19 protein-coding genes and 1 other RNA gene are annotated in these 18,206 nt (G+C 48.8%); 1 reads left to right on the top strand and 19 read right to left on the bottom strand.

Features of this window, described 5'->3' with window-relative positions:
* Positions 1–31 precede the first annotated feature (31 nt).
* The 4 genes from BJP58_RS29245 to BJP58_RS29230 form a co-directional block, all read right to left on the bottom strand.
* Positions 32–718, bottom strand: a complete 687-nt coding sequence (locus BJP58_RS29245) for a transglycosylase SLT domain-containing protein (protein ID WP_194541649.1) — start codon at positions 716–718, stop codon at positions 32–34.
* Positions 719–865: 147 nt separating this feature from the next.
* Positions 866–1,228, bottom strand: a complete 363-nt coding sequence (locus tag BJP58_RS29240) for a hypothetical protein (protein WP_194541648.1) — start codon at positions 1,226–1,228, stop codon at positions 866–868.
* Positions 1,229–1,297: 69 nt separating this feature from the next.
* Entirely contained in the window at positions 1,298–1,522 is a 225-nt protein-coding gene (locus BJP58_RS29235; protein ID WP_006209042.1) for a DUF1540 domain-containing protein, read from the bottom strand.
* 136 nt (positions 1,523–1,658) lie between these two features.
* Positions 1,659–2,165: a YpuI family protein gene (locus tag BJP58_RS29230; protein ID WP_071222952.1), complete on the bottom strand. Its 507-nt coding sequence runs from the start codon at positions 2,163–2,165 to the stop codon at positions 1,659–1,661.
* Between the two features lie 253 nt (positions 2,166–2,418).
* Between BJP58_RS29230 and BJP58_RS29225 the strand changes: the two genes are divergently transcribed.
* A complete protein-coding gene (locus BJP58_RS29225; protein ID WP_194541647.1) occupies positions 2,419–4,344 on the top strand; it encodes a S8 family peptidase in 1,926 nt (641 codons plus the stop codon).
* Positions 4,345–4,420: 76 nt separating this feature from the next.
* Here the strand turns inward: BJP58_RS29225 and BJP58_RS29220 are convergent, their stop codons facing one another.
* The 15 genes from BJP58_RS29220 to ybeY all read right to left on the bottom strand — a co-directional run bounded on the left by BJP58_RS29220 (position 4,421) and on the right by ybeY (position 18,204).
* Positions 4,421–4,699 carry a hypothetical protein gene (locus BJP58_RS29220; RefSeq protein ID WP_194541646.1) on the bottom strand — a complete coding sequence of 93 codons (279 nt, stop codon included), beginning with the start codon at positions 4,697–4,699 and terminating at the stop codon, positions 4,421–4,423.
* A 313-nt stretch (positions 4,700–5,012) separates the two neighbouring features.
* Positions 5,013–5,418, bottom strand: an RNA gene (rnpB, locus tag BJP58_RS29215) — RNase P RNA component class A.
* A gap of 151 nt (positions 5,419–5,569) precedes the next feature.
* Positions 5,570–6,685: a Nif3-like dinuclear metal center hexameric protein gene (locus tag BJP58_RS29210; RefSeq protein ID WP_194541645.1), complete on the bottom strand. Its 1,116-nt coding sequence runs from the start codon at positions 6,683–6,685 to the stop codon at positions 5,570–5,572.
* Complete coding sequence (locus BJP58_RS29205; RefSeq protein ID WP_194541644.1) at positions 6,661–7,419, bottom strand: tRNA (adenine(22)-N(1))-methyltransferase; 759 nt, start codon at positions 7,417–7,419, stop codon at positions 6,661–6,663. Before BJP58_RS29205 ends, BJP58_RS29210 begins: the two co-directional genes overlap by 25 nt.
* 266 nt (positions 7,420–7,685) lie before the next feature.
* The gene (gene rpoD, locus BJP58_RS29200; RefSeq protein WP_071223068.1) at positions 7,686–8,816 is read right to left on the bottom strand and encodes an RNA polymerase sigma factor RpoD; all 1,131 of its coding nucleotides are present in this window, start codon (positions 8,814–8,816) and stop codon (positions 7,686–7,688) included.
* 42 nt (positions 8,817–8,858) lie between these two features.
* Positions 8,859–10,676, bottom strand: a complete 1,818-nt coding sequence (dnaG, locus tag BJP58_RS29195) for a DNA primase (protein WP_194541643.1) — start codon at positions 10,674–10,676, stop codon at positions 8,859–8,861.
* A 41-nt stretch (positions 10,677–10,717) separates the two neighbouring features.
* Positions 10,718–11,197 (bottom strand): YaiI/YqxD family protein, encoded by a 480-nt coding sequence (locus tag BJP58_RS29190; RefSeq protein ID WP_194545106.1) that lies wholly within the window; start codon positions 11,195–11,197, stop codon positions 10,718–10,720.
* Between the two features lie 326 nt (positions 11,198–11,523).
* Positions 11,524–13,599, bottom strand: coding sequence for a glycine--tRNA ligase subunit beta (gene glyS, locus BJP58_RS29185; RefSeq protein WP_194541642.1), 2,076 nt, complete (start codon positions 13,597–13,599; stop codon positions 11,524–11,526).
* Positions 13,592–14,479: a glycine--tRNA ligase subunit alpha gene (gene glyQ / locus BJP58_RS29180; protein ID WP_071223067.1), complete on the bottom strand. Its 888-nt coding sequence runs from the start codon at positions 14,477–14,479 to the stop codon at positions 13,592–13,594. The genes glyS and glyQ overlap by 8 nt, the downstream gene beginning before the upstream one ends.
* Before the next feature lie 369 nt (positions 14,480–14,848).
* Entirely contained in the window at positions 14,849–15,604 is a 756-nt protein-coding gene (gene recO, locus BJP58_RS29175) for a DNA repair protein RecO (RefSeq protein WP_194541641.1), read from the bottom strand.
* A gap of 36 nt (positions 15,605–15,640) precedes the next feature.
* Positions 15,641–15,781 (bottom strand): YqzL family protein, encoded by a 141-nt coding sequence (locus BJP58_RS29170; protein WP_074961956.1) that lies wholly within the window; start codon positions 15,779–15,781, stop codon positions 15,641–15,643.
* A 138-nt stretch (positions 15,782–15,919) separates the two neighbouring features.
* The gene (gene era / locus BJP58_RS29165; RefSeq protein ID WP_071222943.1) at positions 15,920–16,822 is read right to left on the bottom strand and encodes a GTPase Era; all 903 of its coding nucleotides are present in this window, start codon (positions 16,820–16,822) and stop codon (positions 15,920–15,922) included.
* A gap of 74 nt (positions 16,823–16,896) precedes the next feature.
* Complete coding sequence (cdd, locus tag BJP58_RS29160) at positions 16,897–17,304, bottom strand: cytidine deaminase (RefSeq protein ID WP_071222942.1); 408 nt, start codon at positions 17,302–17,304, stop codon at positions 16,897–16,899.
* 19 nt (positions 17,305–17,323) lie between these two features.
* The gene (locus tag BJP58_RS29155) at positions 17,324–17,707 is read right to left on the bottom strand and encodes a diacylglycerol kinase family protein (protein ID WP_071222941.1); all 384 of its coding nucleotides are present in this window, start codon (positions 17,705–17,707) and stop codon (positions 17,324–17,326) included.
* The gene (gene ybeY, locus BJP58_RS29150) at positions 17,707–18,204 is read right to left on the bottom strand and encodes an rRNA maturation RNase YbeY (protein ID WP_194541640.1); all 498 of its coding nucleotides are present in this window, start codon (positions 18,202–18,204) and stop codon (positions 17,707–17,709) included. Before ybeY ends, BJP58_RS29155 begins: the two co-directional genes overlap by 1 nt.
* Positions 18,205–18,206 lie beyond the last annotated feature (2 nt).

The following is an 18,206-nucleotide window of genomic DNA, read 5'->3' as shown; positions in this document are numbered from 1 at the left end:
CTATCATCTTCCTATTTATCCCCGTGCGGGTTTATAACATGTATTTTGATTGTGCATTCATGACTTTACCGATGTATGCTTGGGTTTCCTCGGGTAATTCATGAGCAACGGACATCAGCTCTTCATCACTGGATACACCCAAATTCGCGATACGGGTTGGACCTGCATTATACGCTGCAAGTACCATAGCCATTTCTCCGCCAAACCGCTGAATCAGATTGGACAGATATTTAGTACCACCTTCGATATTCTGAGCCGGATCAAAAGGGTTGCTTACCCCAAGTCCCCTTGCTGTGCCATCCATCAGCTGCATCAGCCCCTTGGCGCCTGCAGAGGACACCGCGTTTGGATTAAAGGAAGATTCCGCATCGATGACCGCTTTGATCAGCGATACCGGCACGCCATAGCGTTCCCCGGCCGCCGTAATTAAATCCTCAAAGGTCGTTGGCTTTGTTGCTCCTGTGTCATGGACGACCCCCTCCATTGGTAAAGACGAAGCAGATTCATCTACAGCTCCTAGCTGCTGCCATAACAGCCCATCCTTAAAGGTTACGCCAGGCGCAAGCTGTGTAATCGAACGTTCGACCGGCTTGGAGGTGGAATCTTCGGTAAGCAGGCTGCTTAGCACATTGACAAATCCGGTTGCCGACTCGGTGGAATTCGTATTCATCTGTGGTATATCTGTCATTTGCTTCCATGATATCGGATCTATTTGCATCGTTTAACTCACTTTCTGCAGCGAAATTTCAAACTTGTCCTTTATTTTATCATGGAACTGGAACAATCTGCTATACCTATTCGGCAAAAAAATAAGCGAATCAACCGTTCTGGTTGATTCGCCCTATGTTCACCATAATTAAATGAATTATCTACTGAAAGGAATCAAGATAAAATAACTGAGCGTTGCCAATATGCCGAGTCCGATCGACCAGGCGCCTGTCGTTTTGCTGCCTTTGCTGTAGGCGTAATATCCAACAACCGCAGCGATGGGTCCCAGGATTACCGACCACATGAACAAGGAGGCGATGCCTAATACCAAGCCCACATATCCGACGGTACGACCGGTAGAGACGTCTGCCTTATCCTCGTCCACTCTTCGTGCCGAAGCATCCACAGGGGGAGCCACCTCGGCTGCATATTCTTCACGGTGATCTTTGCGCGGGAAGTCTATCCGGTTTCGCTTGCCTTCTACAACCTTCATTTTATGCTTGCGATGTTTTTTATCCATAAACTAGCTTCCTCCATTTCCATCATCCTAAAGTGCCCGGCACCCGGACTTTATCCGGCTTATTTCCCGTCAGCCCTTCGGCTTAAAGGTCAAACAGCAGGTCTCGGAAGACTTGTCAGCAACATCCTGATGGTCGTCTACATAGGGCTCTGCTCCATACTCTTCATTGAGTTTTACATTCGCATGACGGTCAATTTCAATCATGATCATCTCGGCATGACATAAGTTTTGTTCTCCCCAGTAATGGCAATTGCTGACACTGCACTTCACTAATGGTTTGGCTTCGTTGGCCATTTTAGCATCACCTCGTCAACATTTTTTCCTTAGTTTACTGCCGGTATGCACAAGAACGATTGTCAGTTGGTGCCTAAGCGGCGAAACGCAAAAAGAGATGCCAATGGTTGGCATCTCTTGAATGTTCCTTAATATGCTATGCGTGTCTTTTCTCTGATTGCATACGGCGTTCCGTCAAATAGTCGCTTTCGTAGTAAGCAAGATCATCGCGGAGCTCCTCATAAATCTTGGTAATGTTCATAATGACATCACGGGCAGGACGAACCGGCTTTTTCCGGAAACGAATCGCATCCTGTCCGGTATAGGCGTAACGACCATCTTCGGAATAACTTTCATTTTTGGGATAGAAGAAGCTGTTGACACAGCGGTGATACAAATTATACAAAGCCTTCTCGGCAAAATCGATATCAAAATTAGGGCGACGCTGTACAACACCCAGCTTCTCATAGGAAACTTCAGAAAACACAAGCAAATGGCGAACATCCGACAGAAATCCTTTGTAAAAATGAACGGTTTCCTCGTCCTGTTCCGTTACCAATTGAGATAAAGCATGTTCATTCAAAAACGTTTCCATAATCGAAATAGCAGATTTCAACTTTTCTCTGGACTCCGAGCATAAATTCTGAAGATTGTCTGCTGGCATTACGATAGATCCCCCTTAAATGGTCGTGACCCTACAGGTCATATAGCCTGGCGGTCGTTATAATATGTACTATCCTAACACAAATTTTGGGATAACGAAATCCCTATCATGAATACACTTACAAGGTTATTTTTAGTGCTTTTCATTTTGCGCCTTCCCATCCGTTTTACTCATGATATGGAACGCATAAAAAGGATTCACTCTCCCCACGCTAAGACTACTTCAATCATGAATGCGGCGAGGAGGAAAACTTGTGAAATCTCGTACCCTGTGGAGCATCTTAGGTGCAGCGTCAGTTATTGGCGCGCTTCTGATCTTACTGTTCATCCCCGGTTCAAAACAGCCGGCTCCCACGGCTGAACCAACACAGCCTTTAAGGCCCCAGCAGGAGAACAAGGCTAAACACTTTACCATGCAAAGCGATCTCCATGCGACGGATCAACTCAACCGTCTTGATGCTAAAGGTCACCTGCGCAAAATGCTGAACAATAACGCTTTGCGCAGTTCGGGTCAAATAAAAGCCTATACGCAAAAAGAACAAAAGCTGCACAAGCATTTTCAGCAAGTACGGTGGTATAACCTCAAGCAAAACAAAATGACGGATGTACAGGGTCTGCTTCCCAAACTGAACAAAAAAGATAAGAATCTGATCACTCATCATTTCCAAATGGCACAGCAAAAGCTGAAACGGGGAGAATCTTACGATTCACCCAAGTTCAATGTCGCGGGGCAGCCTTATTTTGTTGTTGCCGAGCCGTCCAAGGATGGCAAATATGGCGCCGCCGCTTTGGTTAATCAAGGCGTACTGCATGAAGTAAGCAATCACCAGAAGCGGAATCTTCGCTTAATACCTTACCCGAAGGAAGGTAAATTCAAGGTCGAATCCATTCATGCGGATACCCTCTCCGATATTACCGTCAAAACGGGACACGATAATGAAAAAGCCAGTCACTTTTACGAAAATGAAATTGTGGTGTCCTTTCAAAATGAGCCGTCTAAGCAGCAGCTCCTCAACATCTCTAAGGAGATATCATGTGACACTCCGAGGAAACTTGGCTATGCCTATGTTTTTCGTTCCAAAGATAAGGATTACCATAAACTTCGCTCCTATTTCGAGCAGAAATGGAAAACGAAGTATACCGAGCCTCACTACATTTATTTAACCAATGATCGCCCCCTTCAATCCAGAATAAACTCGGATTTCTTGCCGGATGGAGCGAATGAGCAGGTCAATATCCCGAATGATTTGCTGTTTTCTCAATATCAGTGGAATCTGCCCGTCATTGAAACGAACCGGGGCTGGGATCTGTCCAAAGGCAGTGAAGATGTCATCATCGCCGTAATTGACACTGGTGTGGATCTTCAGCATTCCGATTTGGATGGACAGTTGGTGGAAGGATACAACATCGTCGAGAAGGACAAACAGCCGCTGGATGATGTGGGGCACGGGACGCATGTAGCCGGGATCATCGGTGCCCTGGTCAACAACGGTGAAGGTGTTGCCGGGGTAAGCTGGTATAACAAAATCATGCCGGTCAAAGCACTAGACGGATCCGGCTCAGGAACAACCTATGCCGTCGCAGAAGGCATAATTTGGGCCACGGATCACGGAGCCAAGGTGATCAATATGAGTCTTGGCAACTATGCGGACTCCCAGTTCCTGCACGATGCCGTGAAATATGCTTATGATCGCGACGTTGTTCTTGTTGCTGCCTCAGGCAATGACAACACGGAGCGCCCTGGTTATCCTGCCGCCTATCCGGAAGTGCTGGCTGTCGCCGCAACGGATTCCAATCAGAAGCGGGCAGAATACTCGAACTACGGCGATTATATCGATGTGGTTGCTCCCGGGACCAATATTGCAAGCACGTTTCCAGGGAATCAATATGCGGCTTTATCCGGAACCTCCATGGCCAGCCCTCATGCAGCCGCCATGGCGGGTCTCATTCGTTCCCTTAACCCTGATCTGACCAATCAGGAAGTCATGGACGTCATGATAAACCAAACGGTCGATCTTGGCGATAAAGGAAAAGATAAATATTACGGTCATGGTCAGATTGATATTTTCCAATCCTTGAAAGCAGTTGGAGCACCCGATGTCCCTCTTCAAATGTGGCCGGGTCAAACGCTTCAGAATCTGGAGCAGGAACTTCGCAAATTAAACGGCTCCAACGAATAAAATACACGAAATAAAGCAGCTTCCGCCTCGATCGCGTTAGCTGCTTTATTCCTATCGGAGGCAAGAGCACTTACATTTATTTCTTCCGGCGGGAACGGCTAGTACGTACTGCAGCTTTCTTCGAACGCTTACCGGAGACCGTAACTCCACCATAGCCTGCATTGTCGCTCACGACTTCTTCTTCGCTGTACGTGTATATATGTTTTTCTACAGGTACGCAGTGAATCTTATCCACCACTTTAATCGGATGAATCACGGGTACGATTTGCGGTACATAATGGTCTCTAACGACAACGATCGGCTCGCACACAATCGGTGACACAGGAGGACATGGATTTTCTTTATGACAAGACATGTTTTTGCATCTCCTTTCCGTTGATGATTATAGCTTATTATCCCAAGGGCTATTTGGTATGGACGATTATCCGTACAGGACACATGATCTCCCAATATTTTCGCGAAACCTAAAGAAAAACGTCTATCGACGTACTTTTCTCAGAAGACAGACCGCGGGTTTTTCTTGCGATATCAGGTAGACCCAAGCTTCGAAGTTTATAACTTCTGATATCATGAAAAAACGCGCATTTCCTGTAGACCCCTCACGAGGAGTCCAAAGAAAATACGCGTTTGTACCATAGCGGTATTAGTAAAGCAATATGTTGTTCAGTTGGGAAAGCTTTCCGTAAGCCGGGTTCTGTGCTCTTCGTGGTCATAACGGGAACTACCCTGCCACCATGAGCGACAATCATCTATCTAGGCCGATCATTACTAATCGACTCAAGCGACCAACCCGGACGCGCCTCGGGCTAAGGCTGTCTCCTCGAAAGAGACTGCGTCCCATTAGGTCTTGCTCCAGGTGGGGTTTACCAGGAACGAAGTCACCAGCGTTCCTCGGGGTCTCTTACACCTCGGTTCCATCCTTGCCTGTGCCACCCTAAGGCGGCCATCGGCGGTCCATTTCTGTGGCACTATCCTTCAACTCGCGCTGACTGGACGTTATCCAGCACCCTGCCCTATGGAGCCCGGACTTTCCTCTCGCGGCTTAGAGCCGCCAGCGATTGTCTGTCAAACTTTCCGGACAACATTCATATTATACAGTGATTTGAAGCGGTACACAACCCATTAAACATTAACAATAGTTGATTAATTTCCCAGCTTGGCCGAACCCTATAGGCCAGGCGGTGTCAGAATGAGGCCTCTTTTCCTTGCCTTACATTTCTGTTCCTTACACGAACTGGAATGGCTCCGTATTGATGCGGGAAGCAACAACTCGGGTTTCATACTTATGTTCCTGCAGTTTCTGTTCCATCCACTCGGCGACCTTGACCTTCATAATCTTCTCGGCATTATGACCCGGATCAATGATGGTAAGTCCTGCTGCGAGCGCATCCTGTGCCGTATGATAATCGACATCTCCGGTTACCAGCACATCCGCTCCACGGAACAGTGCCTTCATCATGTAGCGTCCTCCGGATCCCCCGATGACGGCCGCCTTGCGGATGGTGCGGTCGAGCTCTCCTACAACACGAACATGTGGAACCTCCAGCTTTTCTTTGACCACGTCTACCAGCTCAGCCAACGTCATAGGCTCTTTTAGCTTACCAACCCGGCCAAGACCAAGGGATCTCCCTTTAAGGTCCATGGCATACAGATCATACGCAACCTCTTCATAAGGATGCGCCTTCAGCATCGCCTGGATCACTTTGTTGCGGATGGCATGAGGAACAATTGTCTCGATCCGAACCTCATTAGCACGTTCCATCTTGCCTTCCTGACCTAGAAATGGGTTGCTGCCTTCTCGCGGAACATAGGTGCCAAAACCCTCAATGTTAAAGCTGCAGTGGCTGTAATTTCCGATCCAGCCTGCACCGGCGCCGAGCACAGCATCGAGCACCTCTTGATGATGACTCTTCGGCACAAATACCACCAGCTTGGATAACTGTTCATTATGCATGTCATGGATAGGCGACGTATTCTCGATTCCCAAGGCCTCCGCCATCCAATCGTTCATTCCGCCTTCGGTTACATCGAGATTGGTATGACTTATATATACCGCGATATCGTGTTTGATCAGCTTTTCATACACCTTGCCCATCGGTGTATCCGTCTGCAGCTGCTTCAGCGGACGGTATATAATCGCATGATGCGCGATAATCAGATCAGCCCCAATCTCAATGGCTTCATCCACCACTTCATCATTGACATCCAAAGCAATCAGCACGGTGCGAATGTCCTTTTGCAATGTTCCAAGCTGGAGTCCGATCCGGTCATCGGGTTCGGCCACGTGCTTCGGGGCCAATTGCTCCATATATTGAATTACGGTTTGTCCTTTGGCAAGCATGCCAGCACCTCCTGAATAAACTCGATATCCGAACGAATCTCACTCGCCTTGTCGGCTGCCGTGGTGAGATCTGAACGCGAAAGCGATAGAAGAATATACTCCATCTTCTCTATCTCCGATTTCCATTTATCATAGAAAACCGGATTCGGGGACTGCGTGAGCCAAGGTCCCATACGGAAAAGCCAGTCCGTAGATAATCGGAGACCGCCCCCAATCGCTCTATCCTTGTAAACCTGCTCATTCGTCAGGTCTGTTGTATGCGAAGGCTCGGCGACCAGCACTTCGTAAATTTTGCCGTCTTCCTCCAGGATCCATTCCTCAATCAGCACCCAGCCATGGGAGTACAGCCACTTGCGCAAGATATCTTCTCCCACATTCGGCTGCAGGACCAGCCTGCGGACGCCTGTCAGCTTATCGATGCCGCGGTCCAAAATCGCTGCAATCAAGCTGCCACCCATACCGGCAATCGTAATAACGTCGGCCTCACCGGCTGAGAGTACGTTCAAACCGTCTCCTCTTCGCACGCTGATGACCTCAGTCATCCCTGATTCGATGACCTGCTTGACGGCAGCATCATAAGGGCCGGGATTGACCTCACCGGCGATCGCTTGAATGGCTGCTCCGCTCTCTACGGCAGCCACAGGCAGCAGTGCATGGTCGGAACCGATATCAGCAAGTCGGCTGCCGCGTGGAATCTTCTCCAGTATTTTCGTTAATCTTCTTGATAATTTCACGGTCGATACACCTTACCATTCCATATTTTCGTCCAAATCACGATCTATACCTTACCCTAACAGAGACGATACCAAACTGCAAACCGGTAAATCCGGTTGAAAAACGTCGTGCCTGTTCATTTGCAATGGGTCTGGAAAAGAGCTAAAATAAAGACCAATAAAACAAATGCAGGAAGAAATTCCATAACCAAGAAACTCATACATGCCATGCATAAATTCGAAAAAAAGGACCTGCTGCCGTTACTGCAGAAGGTCCGTGGATTAAGCTATTCGAGGAAATCCTTTAACCGTTTGCTGCGGCTCGGGTGACGAAGCTTACGGAGCGCTTTCGCTTCAATCTGTCGAATCCGTTCGCGGGTAACACCGAACACTTTGCCGACCTCTTCCAGTGTTCTGGTGCGGCCATCATCGAGTCCGAAACGAAGACGAAGCACATTCTCCTCGCGCTCTGTCAGCGTATCCAGCACATCTTCGAGCTGTTCCTTCAGAAGCTCGTAAGCTGCTGCGTCAGCAGGAGCGAGTGCTTCCTGATCCTCGATGAAATCTCCGAGGTGGGAATCATCTTCTTCACCGATCGGCGTTTCCAGCGAAACCGGCTCCTGGGCGATTTTCATAATCTCCCGGACTTTCTCAACACTGAGTTCCATCTCGGCAGCAATTTCCTCCGGCGAAGGCTCACGTCCGAGCTCCTGCAGAAGCTGTCTGGATACACGAATCAGTTTGTTGATGGTCTCGACCATATGCACGGGAATTCGGATGGTACGGGCCTGGTCAGCAATAGCGCGCGTGATCGCTTGGCGAATCCACCAAGTCGCATACGTACTGAATTTGAAACCCTTTTTGTAATCGAACTTCTCCACGGCTTTGATCAAGCCCATGTTGCCCTCCTGAATCAAATCCAGGAACAGCATTCCTCGTCCGACGTAACGCTTCGCGATACTTACAACGAGACGCAGGTTGGCTTCAGCCAGACGGCGCTTGGCTTCCTCATCTCCCTGTTCAATCCGGTTGGCAAGTTCAATCTCATCATCTGCTGACAACAGCGGAACCCGGCCAATTTCCTTCAAGTACATCCGTACCGGGTCGTTAATCTTGATCCCAGGAGGCAGCGAAAGATCGTCGTCAAACCCAAAATCCTCATTATCATGGGATTCGGAATCTCCCGCTTGCCGGTGAGTACCCTCTTCATCATTCTCATTAACTACATCGATACCCAGGTCGGCCAGCTGCTCATAGAACTCTTCCATCTGCTCCGTATCCTGATCAAATGGCGATAATTTCTCCATAATATCTTTATAGCTCAATACGGATCTCTTTTTACCCTGTTCAATCAACTGATCCTTGACTTGATCCAGCGTAAATTCCGTTTCTAGTTCAGTATGCTGATCATTCGCCATCATTCGACTCCCTCCTCCCTAGAAACAGCAATGCGCGGGGCCTCATTGTCTTTCTAGGGCGATAATCTCACTTGCAATTTGTGCGGCTCGCAAAAAATCTCCTGAGCGCTCCGCTTTAATCATCTCTTCTTTTTTCTGGTCGATCTCTCTCTGCTGCGGAAATTTCAGCACCTCACGTATGCAATCATCGAGCACTTGAACATTCCACTCGGCTGGTGCTTCCATCATCATGATCGAGCTGACCGTCATTTCCAAACGATCGTCGTGGAGCGATGACATGAAACGGCTGATATCCGGAGATTTACCCTGTGCGTAAAAAGCATATAGATAAGCAGCAATTGCCGCATGATCCTCAATATTAAACGCTTCTCCCAGGCGATCGCCAACGTATCGCGCGGCCTCCGCATCCTGCAGCATCAGCGACAGCAGCCGCCGCTCTGCAGCATGGTAAGCAGGCAGAAGTACCGGGGCGGGCTGGCGCCCTTTTTTATGCCTACCATTATTCCACCTTTTTTCCTTATTATCCCCATCGCCCATCTTTTTTTGCATCGATTGCCGAAGCAGATTGCAATCCTGCTTAAGACTCTCGTAGGAAAGATGAAGCTCGGAGGACAACTCCCTCAAGTAAACTTCTCGTTCAGTCGAGGAATTCAGTACGGCGATAATGGGCAATGCCTCTTTGGCGTACGCAATCTTACCATCTTCTTCTAGCAGTATATGGTTTTTCTTCAGATATATAAGTTTAAATTTTGTTGTTGAAACAGCTGTTTCTACTACATGCCTGAAACGCTCGGCACCGAATTTGCGGATATAATCATCCGGGTCCATTCCTTCGTTCACCAAAGCGATTCGTACTCTGAGACCAACGCCTTCCAGCATTGGAATGACTTTTAACGCAGCAGCCATGCCGGCTTTATCACCGTCATAGACAACAACAACTTCTTCAGCCACCGATTTCATGATTGCCACTTGGTTTTCCGTTAGAGAGGTTCCCATGGTTGCCACACCATTCTGTAGTCCTGCTTCCCATGACGAAATCACATCGCCGTAACCTTCGAATAACAGAACTTGACGCAATTTGCGTATGGATGTTTTGGCCTGGTGCAGGTTGTACAGTGTGCGGCTCTTATTAAATAGAAGTGTCTCCGGGGAATTCAGGTACTTCGGTTGACCGTCCCCCAGTATTCTGCCAGCAAACGCGATGACCTTGCCGCTGCGGTCATGTATCGGAAACATGATGCGTCCGCGAAAACGGTCGAGATAGCCTTCCTGTTCATTTCTTGCGGATAATAAACCGCCCTTTTCCATCTCTTTCAAGTCAAAGGATCGCTTCGTCAGGAATTGTACAAGCGTGTCCCAACGATCAGGAGCATAACCGATTTGGAACTGGTCAATCATTTTGTCGCTCATTCCGCGGGATCGTAAATACTTCATGGCTTCCGTACCATGCTCCGTGTTCTTAAGCAGGAAATGGTACAGCTTGGCGCTAAGCTCATAGGCTTCAAGCAAACGTTCTTTTTCCGGATTACGAGGAATTACGGGAACTCCTTGACCTTCCGGCAACGAGATATCATTCTCTTCTGCCATTGTCTTTACGGCTTCGGGAAAAGAAAATCCTTCGATTTCCATTCTAAATTTAATGGCGTTTCCGCCCTTACCGCAACCATAGCAGTAAAAGATTTGGCGTTCCGGTGTAACCGTAAAGGAAGGAGTCTTCTCTGAGTGAAACGGGCACAAGCCCTTCAGGTATTTCCCCTGTTTGGTAAGATGCACGTATTTGCTGACCGTGTCCACAATATCGCTCTTGGCCAGTACTTCCTCAATGACATCATCCGGAATATTACCTTGTCCGGTACTCATCCAAACCACCTTCATCTCTTTTGGCACGTAAATAGTATTCGCTACGGGTGGACATTCTCCTGCAATTCATGCAAAAGTTTTGTCAGTTTATGTTGAAAAAAACTCCGGTCTTCGTCAAGCAGCTTTTTGGGCCCTTTGCCATACTTTCCTTGCTTCCTCGCCTTAGCCAGATGGTGACGGGAATCCAGCATGAAATCGATATCCGCATTATGGAAAATACGACCACGAAAGGATATCACATGGCATGATTTGGCAAGCGCAAGTGCAGCCAGTCCATAATCCTGCGTTACCACGATATCCCCCCTGGATATGTGGTTAGCGATGTATAGGTCCGCACTTTGATCACTCCGATCCACCTGGACCGTCGTAACCCCTTCTTCTGCCTGCTGCAGATGATCATAGGAAGAAACAAGCAGTACCGGCACACGAAATGTACGAGCTGTCTCTGCGATTTCCTTCTTGACTGGACATGCATCACCGTCAACCACAATCGAAATGGAGTTGCTTTCGTTCATTCGCATCACCGGCTCTTATCGTTAATCTTGGATTCATCTTTACGCTGTATATTATTATATACGTCTTTGGCAGATTAAAATCCTTCTTCTAAGAAAAACGTCTATCGTCGTACTTTCACAGAAGACAGACCGCGTATAGCGGAAGTTTTTCTTGCGAGATAAGGATGGTAAGCCTCTGAAGCTTATACCTTCTTATCTCTTCAAATAAACAATGACCCAGCACTTGCTTGATTCAGGCCGTTCATAGCGAAAGCGCCATCCCGTGCATAACCGCGGGCTGTCGCTTTCACTGAACAATGCATTATACCATTAGTAAAATCATGCTGTCACTACTACCACACCAATTTCGTGAAATCGGCGTATCGCTTCAAATCTCCATCGATACCGGAGAGCAGTGCGAGACGATTGGCCCGAACCGCTTCATCCTCTGCCATGACCATTACGGAGTCGAAGAATCCGGTAATCGGTTCTTTGAGTCCACCCAGCAAGGACAATGAACGTTCGCCGTCAGCAACTTGCAGCGCAGCATGATAATCGTCGCGAATCGCGTTCCAAGCTTCGTACAGCTTGCCTTCTTCCGTTTCCGTAAACAATTCAGGATTGACAGCAGCCTTGCCGGCCTTGGCAGCCAAATTGCTAACCCGGTTGAAGGATTCTACCGTCGTTTTGAAGTCTTGGACATGATCGACAGCATCCATCAGCGCATGACCGCGGGATACAACCGACACCACATGATCAAATCCTGCAGTAATTACGGCATCCACCACATCATAACGCTGATCTTCGGACAGAAGCTTCTTCACGCGAAGTCCGAAGAATTCTTTAAGGTCCTTACGGATTTCGTCCGTCGAGCGTTTCAATACGCGAATGTTCTCGTGAACCTCCAGGGCCACACCGAAGACATCCGATAACGTTACCGGGAGTTTGTGCTCCAGGATAATCTGAACGATGCCCGCCGCCTGACGGCGCAGCGCGTAAGGGTCCTGGGAGCCTGTCGGAATGATGCCGATGGAGAAGCAGCCCACGATCGTGTCGATTTTATCCGCAATGCTCACGATGGATCCGACCGAGGTGGAAGGCACCGCGTCACCGGCGAAGCGAGGCTGGTAATGCTCAAACACCGCTTTGGCCACCTGCTCCTTCTCACCGGCTTTTCTTGCGTAATCCTCACCCATTACACCCTGCAGTTCAGGGAATTCGTAAACCATCTGGGTCACCAGATCGAATTTGCAAATATCGGCCGCACGACTCACGGAATCTGCTTCGTCAGCCGAAATGCTAAGCTTCGCGGACAACTGATCGGAAATCCGGCGGATTCTGCGGACTTTATCGCCGATGGTCCCCAGTTCCTCATGGAACACGATGCTCTCCAGCTTCGATAGGGCGTCTTTGATCTGAAGCTTCTGATCTTCCTCATAGAAGAATTTCGCGTCCGACAAACGGGCTCGCAGCACCTTCTCATTCCCTCTAGCGATAACGTCCAGGGAACGGCTGTCCCCGCTGCGCACCGTGACAAAGAACGGAAGCAATTGTCCTTGCTTATCCAGCACAGGGAAGTACCGTTGATGCTCACGCATGGAAGTAATCAATACTTCCTGCGGAATATGGAGGAATGAGGAGTCGAATGATCCGTACAGCACGGTTGGCGTCTCTACAAGGAATAATACCTCTTCAAGCAAATCGTCCTTGATGGCGATATTCCAATCTTTCTCTTGGGCCAATGCCTGGATCTGCGACACAATCATCTCTTGGCGTTCATTCACGTCCACGATGACATGCTGTTCGCGCAATACGTCGCGATAAGCCGATGCCTCAGGAATAACGGCCTCTCCGCCAAGGAAACGATGTCCACGGGTCACGTTCCCAGCTTTCACGCCCGTAATTTCCAGATCTATGGTCTCACTGCCGAGCAGAGCGACCATCCACTTAATCGGACGAACGAATTTAAATTCGTGCGCGCCCCAGCGCATATTTTTCGGGAAGGTCATCGAAGTCAAAATGCCAAGTAGTCCTTCAGGCAGGATCGACTTCGTATCCACCCCGACGCTGTTTTTCGTCACATAGATATACTCTACCCCGCCGAGCTCCTTAAAGGTAAAACTCTCAGGATCAACGCCCTGGCTTTTTGCAAAACCAAGCGCTGCCTTGCTCCACTGTCCGCTATCATCCAACGCGATCTTGCGGGAAGGCCCCTTCACTTCCTCGCTGACGTCTTCTTGTTTATCCGCAACGTTCTGTACCCATACCGCCAAGCGGCGCGGCGTAGCATATGCCGTTACTTCTCCATGCCCGATTCTGGAAGCATCCAGCCATTTGACCAATTTGTCCTGAAGCTGTTCCATCGCGGCGCGCAGAAATCTCGCCGGGACTTCTTCCAGACCGATTTCAAACAATAAATCCTTAGACATGGTCTGCGCCCCCTTTCTTAATCAGCGGGAAGCCCAGCTTCTCGCGCTCTTCCAAATACGTGGCTGCAACCTGACGAGCCAGGTTTCGCACGCGCATAATGTATCCCGTTCTCTCCGTTACGCTGATCGCGCCTCTGGCATCCAGCAGGTTAAACGTGTGCGAGCATTTTAGTACGTAGTCGTACGCCGGGAATACTAAATTTTGGTTCATCGCTTTATTCGCTTCTTCTTCATACATGTTAAACAGCGTAAACAGCATTTTAACGTCGGACACTTCAAAAGTGTATTTTGAATGCTCGAATTCCGGCTGATGGAATACATCTCCATAGGTGATGCCGTCTACCCATTCCAGATCAAACACATTCTCTTTATCCTGGATATAGGATGCAAGCCGCTCCATACCATAGGTAATCTCTACAGCGACTGGACTTGCGTCGATGCCGCCAACCTGCTGGAAGTACGTAAACTGCGTAATTTCCATACCATCCAGCCAAACTTCCCAGCCAAGGCCCCATGCACCAAGTGTCGGCGCTTCCCAATTGTCCTCAACAAAACGGATGTCATGATCGAGCGGATTGATGCCAAGACGCTTCAAGCTCTCCAAATACAGCTCTTGAATATTGTCCGGTGAAGGTTTCAAAATGACCTGAAATTGGTGATGCTGATACAGACGGTTCGGATTCTCTCCATAACGGCCGTCAGCCGGGCGACGGGAAGGCTCCACATAAGCCACATTCCAGGGCTCGGGTCCGATCGAACGCAAATACGTCATCGGATTCATTGTACCTGCACCCTTTTCCGTGTCGTACGGCTGCACGATGATACAATTCTGTTCCGCCCAAAATTGCTGCAGCGTCAAAATCATCTGCTGGAAATTCATGATTTTTAGCTCCTTTACATTCTTTTTCAAATTCATTCCACCATGCCTATCGATTCTCTGTACAACAAAAAGCTCTCGCCCTACGCCTGTTGTACAGACATAGGGACGAGAGCTGTAGCTTCCCGCGGTTCCACCCTACTTGGCCCTGCTGCGTCGCAGACATAATCTTAGTCTTCAGCGATCAGCAAAGCCCACTTTATCGTTTCATCATGCTCCCGGGTGCCCTGTTCATGAATATCTCCTACCAGGCTTCCACCACCCCCGGCTCGCTTTCACGGATCGACTATTCACTACTTTCCCGTTCAATGCATGTCAGTATTCAAAAAACTAATAAACTGATAAATATAATACCTCATTCTATATCTTACGTCAAATATCATACTTGTCCATTTGATCCAAAAAATTTTGCGATTTCAAACGCAGCCCAAGCTGCATATCCATCAAAGCTCGCATAACCTTTTTGAGCTCGGCCTTCGTTTCGTCCTTCACATCCACATTGCCCAACCGTCTTAAATCCAGCCGTCCAAACAGGCGCAGCAGCTTCAGCGTTCTGGGCGAGATCGCCATTGCCGGCGGATCCAGATGTTTGCAGTAACGGCACAGGACGCCGCCAAGGCGGGGACTCACCAGCATATCCTCGTCTTTTCTGGATTGATTGCATGAAATGCAAACATCCAGCTCCGGCCCGTACCCTGCCGCTTGCAAAATTTTCATCTCATACAGATTGATGATAATTTGGGGATCCTTATCCTCCTGAAGGGCTTCCAGGCAAGCTTTGAGCTGATGAAACCAAAAAGCGCCCGTCTCCTCATCCTGCAGCACCCGATCCAAGAGCTCGCAGGCATAAGAAGCATAGGCGGCTTTGATAAGATCCTCCCTGAGCCCGTGGTGAGATTCCATAATCTCACCGGCGTTCAAATTGCCGAGCCCGGTACCATTCCGGAAGAACACATATTCTCCATAAGTAAACAGCTGCGTCAGAGCAGCATGACGGCTTTTCACCTTCTTGGCTCCTCTGACCAGCACGCCTACCTTGCCCGATTCTTTGGTGCAAAGTGTAATGATTTTGTTCCCTTCACCGTAGTCCATGCTGCGGATGACGATCCCTTCCGCCCGATATAGCATGCGCTTTCCCCCAACCATTCCTGGAACAACCAATGATTACTCGTCTTCTTCATGCGGGGCCGCCTCATCTTCAACGGATGCAGCTGTAAGAACCGACTCACCCTCGGTTTCCTTATACAGCAAATACGCATCGACATCTCCAGTCATCGCAAAATACTTCCACGAAAAATCTCGCATTCGTATTCATCCTCTCTTCGGAAATGGCGTTTCGCATCTACGAAAATTAGGATGTGCGCCTAGAGCAGATTTATGAAATGCAATTGTTGGCAGGCGACTGCCGTGTATGATTTGCCTCGAATTTGCACAGCGGCTCTATTATTCCCCGCGGTGAAATCCGAGATCGCGAAGAACGCGTTCTTGGTTACGCCAATCTTTTTTAACTTTAACCCAGAGCTCCAAGAAAATCTTGGACCCGAGCAGTCTTTGAATGTCCTGACGGGCTTGTCTGCCAACCTCTTTTAACAGAGCACCCTGCTTGCCGATAATGATACCCTTTTGGGAGTCGCGTTCCACAAAAATCACGGCTGAAATATATACGGTTCCGTTCTCCTCCACCCGCATATCCTCAATCGTAACCGCAATGGAGTGAGGAACTTCCTCTCTTGTCATGTGCAAAATTTTCTCGCGAATCAGCTCTGCGCACACGAACTGCTCCGGATGATCCGTCACTTGGTCTTCAGGATAATACTGCGGGCCTGGAGGCAAGTACTTCTGAATTTGTTCAAGAAGCGTGTCGACATTGTTGCCGAGCTTGGCGGAAATCGGGACGATCTCTGCAAAATCATGCAGCTTCCGATACTGCTCAATCAGTGGGAGCAGAGCGGGCGGCTCAATCTTATCGATTTTGTTCATGACCAGGATGATCGGAGTCTTGATCTTCTGCAGCTGCTCGGCGATGTAACGGTCTCCCCCGCCGATGCCCTCGGAAGCGTCTACCAGAAACAACGCGGCTTCAACCTCACCCAGCGTGCTTAAAGCGGTCTGGTTCATGTAATCCCCAAGCTTGGATTGACGTTTATGAATGCCCGGTGTATCCAGAAAAACCACTTGGGATTCGTTGGTCGTATAAACGCCATGAATTTTATTTCTTGTTGTTTGCGGTTTGTCCGACATGATGGCAATCTTTTGACCGATCACCTGGTTCATCAGCGTTGATTTCCCTACATTCGGTCTACCGATAATAGCCACAAACCCGGACTTAAATTGTTTTTTTTGCATACCATTCCTCCGCTACTGTCCTGTATCTACATGTTGTTTCTGAAACCTTGGTTCGATCCTGTTCAATTGCAAACTTACTGTTTGTTTAAATCCCAAGGACCAAACGCGCCCGGCAGCAGTTCACTGACGGTCGTTTCCTTGATGTCACCCTTCATATTCCCCATGATCACCTTCATATCGGGTTTGCACAGCTCCACCAGCACTTGCCGGCATACCCCACACGGCGTGCACGGGCCATCTGTATCGGCAACGATGGCAATCGCCTGGAAGCTCCCTGCTTCATGACCATCGGCAATCGCACGGAACAATGCCGTGCGTTCAGCGCAATTGGTAGGACCGTATGCGGCATTCTCAACATTACACCCAAGATGTACCTCTCCGCGCGAATCGAGCAGAGCCGCCCCTACACCAAATGTTGAATAGGGTATGTAAGCGCGCGTACGTGCTTTAATCGCTTCCTGCATTAACAATCCTGCATCCATATCCAGTTCCTCCTAATGTTCAACTTGTCATTGATTGTATCCATTCCCATACCGGTTCATAGAAGACCAGAATACCAATTACGACGGCAAACACCGCTGCAACTAACGCTGCACCGGCTGCTGTGTCCTTAGCCACCCGAGCTAAAACATGTTCTTCTGGCGAGATCAGATCGATAATGGCCTCTACCGCAGTATTCACCAGCTCCGCGATAAATACGAGGGCAATCGCCAATACCAAAAACAACCAGCTCATTCGGTCCAATTGCAGCAAAGCTGCTGCGATGAATACAATCAAGGCAGCAGCAATGTGGATTTTCATATTGCGTTCCGTTTGTACAGCCGTCAAGATGCCGCGGATCGCGCACCCAAATGCCCTGTATAACGATTGTCTGTGCGGCTTCACTATCTTGTCAATCCTACTTCTGCAAGTACAGCCTCCTGCTTGCCCATCATTTCCGCTTCGCTCGCCTCATCCTGATGATCATATCCGAGCAAATGCAGAAATCCGTGAACAAACAGAAAACCGAGTTCCCGTTCCAAGGAATGACCGTATTCTTCGCTTTGCAGCTTCGCCCGAGGGACCGAGATAATGATATCACCCAGAACATCCGGCACGCTCTCCAGTTCTTCTCCTTCTTCAAGCTCATAAATGATCTCGAGCTCATCGTTCGTAATCTCATTCATCGCAAAGGAGAGGACGTCGGTCGGACGATCGATTCCCCGGTACTCCCGGTTCAATTCATGGATCTGTTTATCATCGACGAAAGTCAGATCAACCTCGCCGTCGGTAACGCCTTCAGCCTCTCCGGCCTTCTGAAGAATCACTTCAAGCAAGGCGATCAAATCCTCGCTAATCTGAAAATCCTCTTGTTCATTATTCCATGCCAGCTGCAGGCTCATTC

The sequence above is a fragment of the Paenibacillus sp. JZ16 genome (assembly GCF_015326965.1).
Lineage (GTDB): Bacteria > Bacillota > Bacilli > Paenibacillales > Paenibacillaceae > Paenibacillus_AQ.
This window is presented reverse-complemented; position numbering and strand designations above follow the sequence as displayed.

Excerpts from the sequence above, each read along its gene's own strand:
- BJP58_RS29245 (WP_194541649.1), bottom strand. The coding sequence starts at position 718 with ATGCAAATAGATCCGATATCATGGAAGCAAATGACAGATATACCACAG.
- BJP58_RS29240 (WP_194541648.1), bottom strand. The coding sequence starts at position 1,228 with ATGGATAAAAAACATCGCAAGCATAAAATGAAGGTTGTAGAAGGCAAG.
- BJP58_RS29235 (WP_006209042.1), bottom strand. The coding sequence starts at position 1,522 with ATGGCCAACGAAGCCAAACCATTAGTGAAGTGCAGTGTCAGCAATTGC.
- BJP58_RS29230 (WP_071222952.1), bottom strand. The coding sequence starts at position 2,165 with ATGCCAGCAGACAATCTTCAGAATTTATGCTCGGAGTCCAGAGAAAAG.
- BJP58_RS29220 (WP_194541646.1), bottom strand. The coding sequence starts at position 4,699 with ATGTCTTGTCATAAAGAAAATCCATGTCCTCCTGTGTCACCGATTGTG.
- BJP58_RS29210 (WP_194541645.1), bottom strand. The coding sequence starts at position 6,685 with ATGCTTGCCAAAGGACAAACCGTAATTCAATATATGGAGCAATTGGCC.
- rpoD (WP_071223068.1), bottom strand. The coding sequence starts at position 8,816 with ATGGCGAATGATCAGCATACTGAACTAGAAACGGAATTTACGCTGGAT.
- dnaG (WP_194541643.1), bottom strand. The coding sequence starts at position 10,676 with ATGAGTACCGGACAAGGTAATATTCCGGATGATGTCATTGAGGAAGTA.
- BJP58_RS29190 (WP_194545106.1), bottom strand. The coding sequence starts at position 11,197 with ATGCGAATGAACGAAAGCAACTCCATTTCGATTGTGGTTGACGGTGAT.
- glyS (WP_194541642.1), bottom strand. The coding sequence starts at position 13,599 with ATGTCTAAGGATTTATTGTTTGAAATCGGTCTGGAAGAAGTCCCGGCG.
- glyQ (WP_071223067.1), bottom strand. The coding sequence starts at position 14,479 with ATGAATTTCCAGCAGATGATTTTGACGCTGCAGCAATTTTGGGCGGAA.
- recO (WP_194541641.1), bottom strand. The coding sequence starts at position 15,604 with ATGCTATATCGGGCGGAAGGGATCGTCATCCGCAGCATGGACTACGGT.
- BJP58_RS29170 (WP_074961956.1), bottom strand. The coding sequence starts at position 15,781 with ATGCGAGATTTTTCGTGGAAGTATTTTGCGATGACTGGAGATGTCGAT.
- era (WP_071222943.1), bottom strand. The coding sequence starts at position 16,822 with ATGCAAAAAAAACAATTTAAGTCCGGGTTTGTGGCTATTATCGGTAGA.
- cdd (WP_071222942.1), bottom strand. The coding sequence starts at position 17,304 with ATGGATGCAGGATTGTTAATGCAGGAAGCGATTAAAGCACGTACGCGC.
- ybeY (WP_194541640.1), bottom strand. The coding sequence starts at position 18,204 with ATGAGCCTGCAGCTGGCATGGAATAATGAACAAGAGGATTTTCAGATT.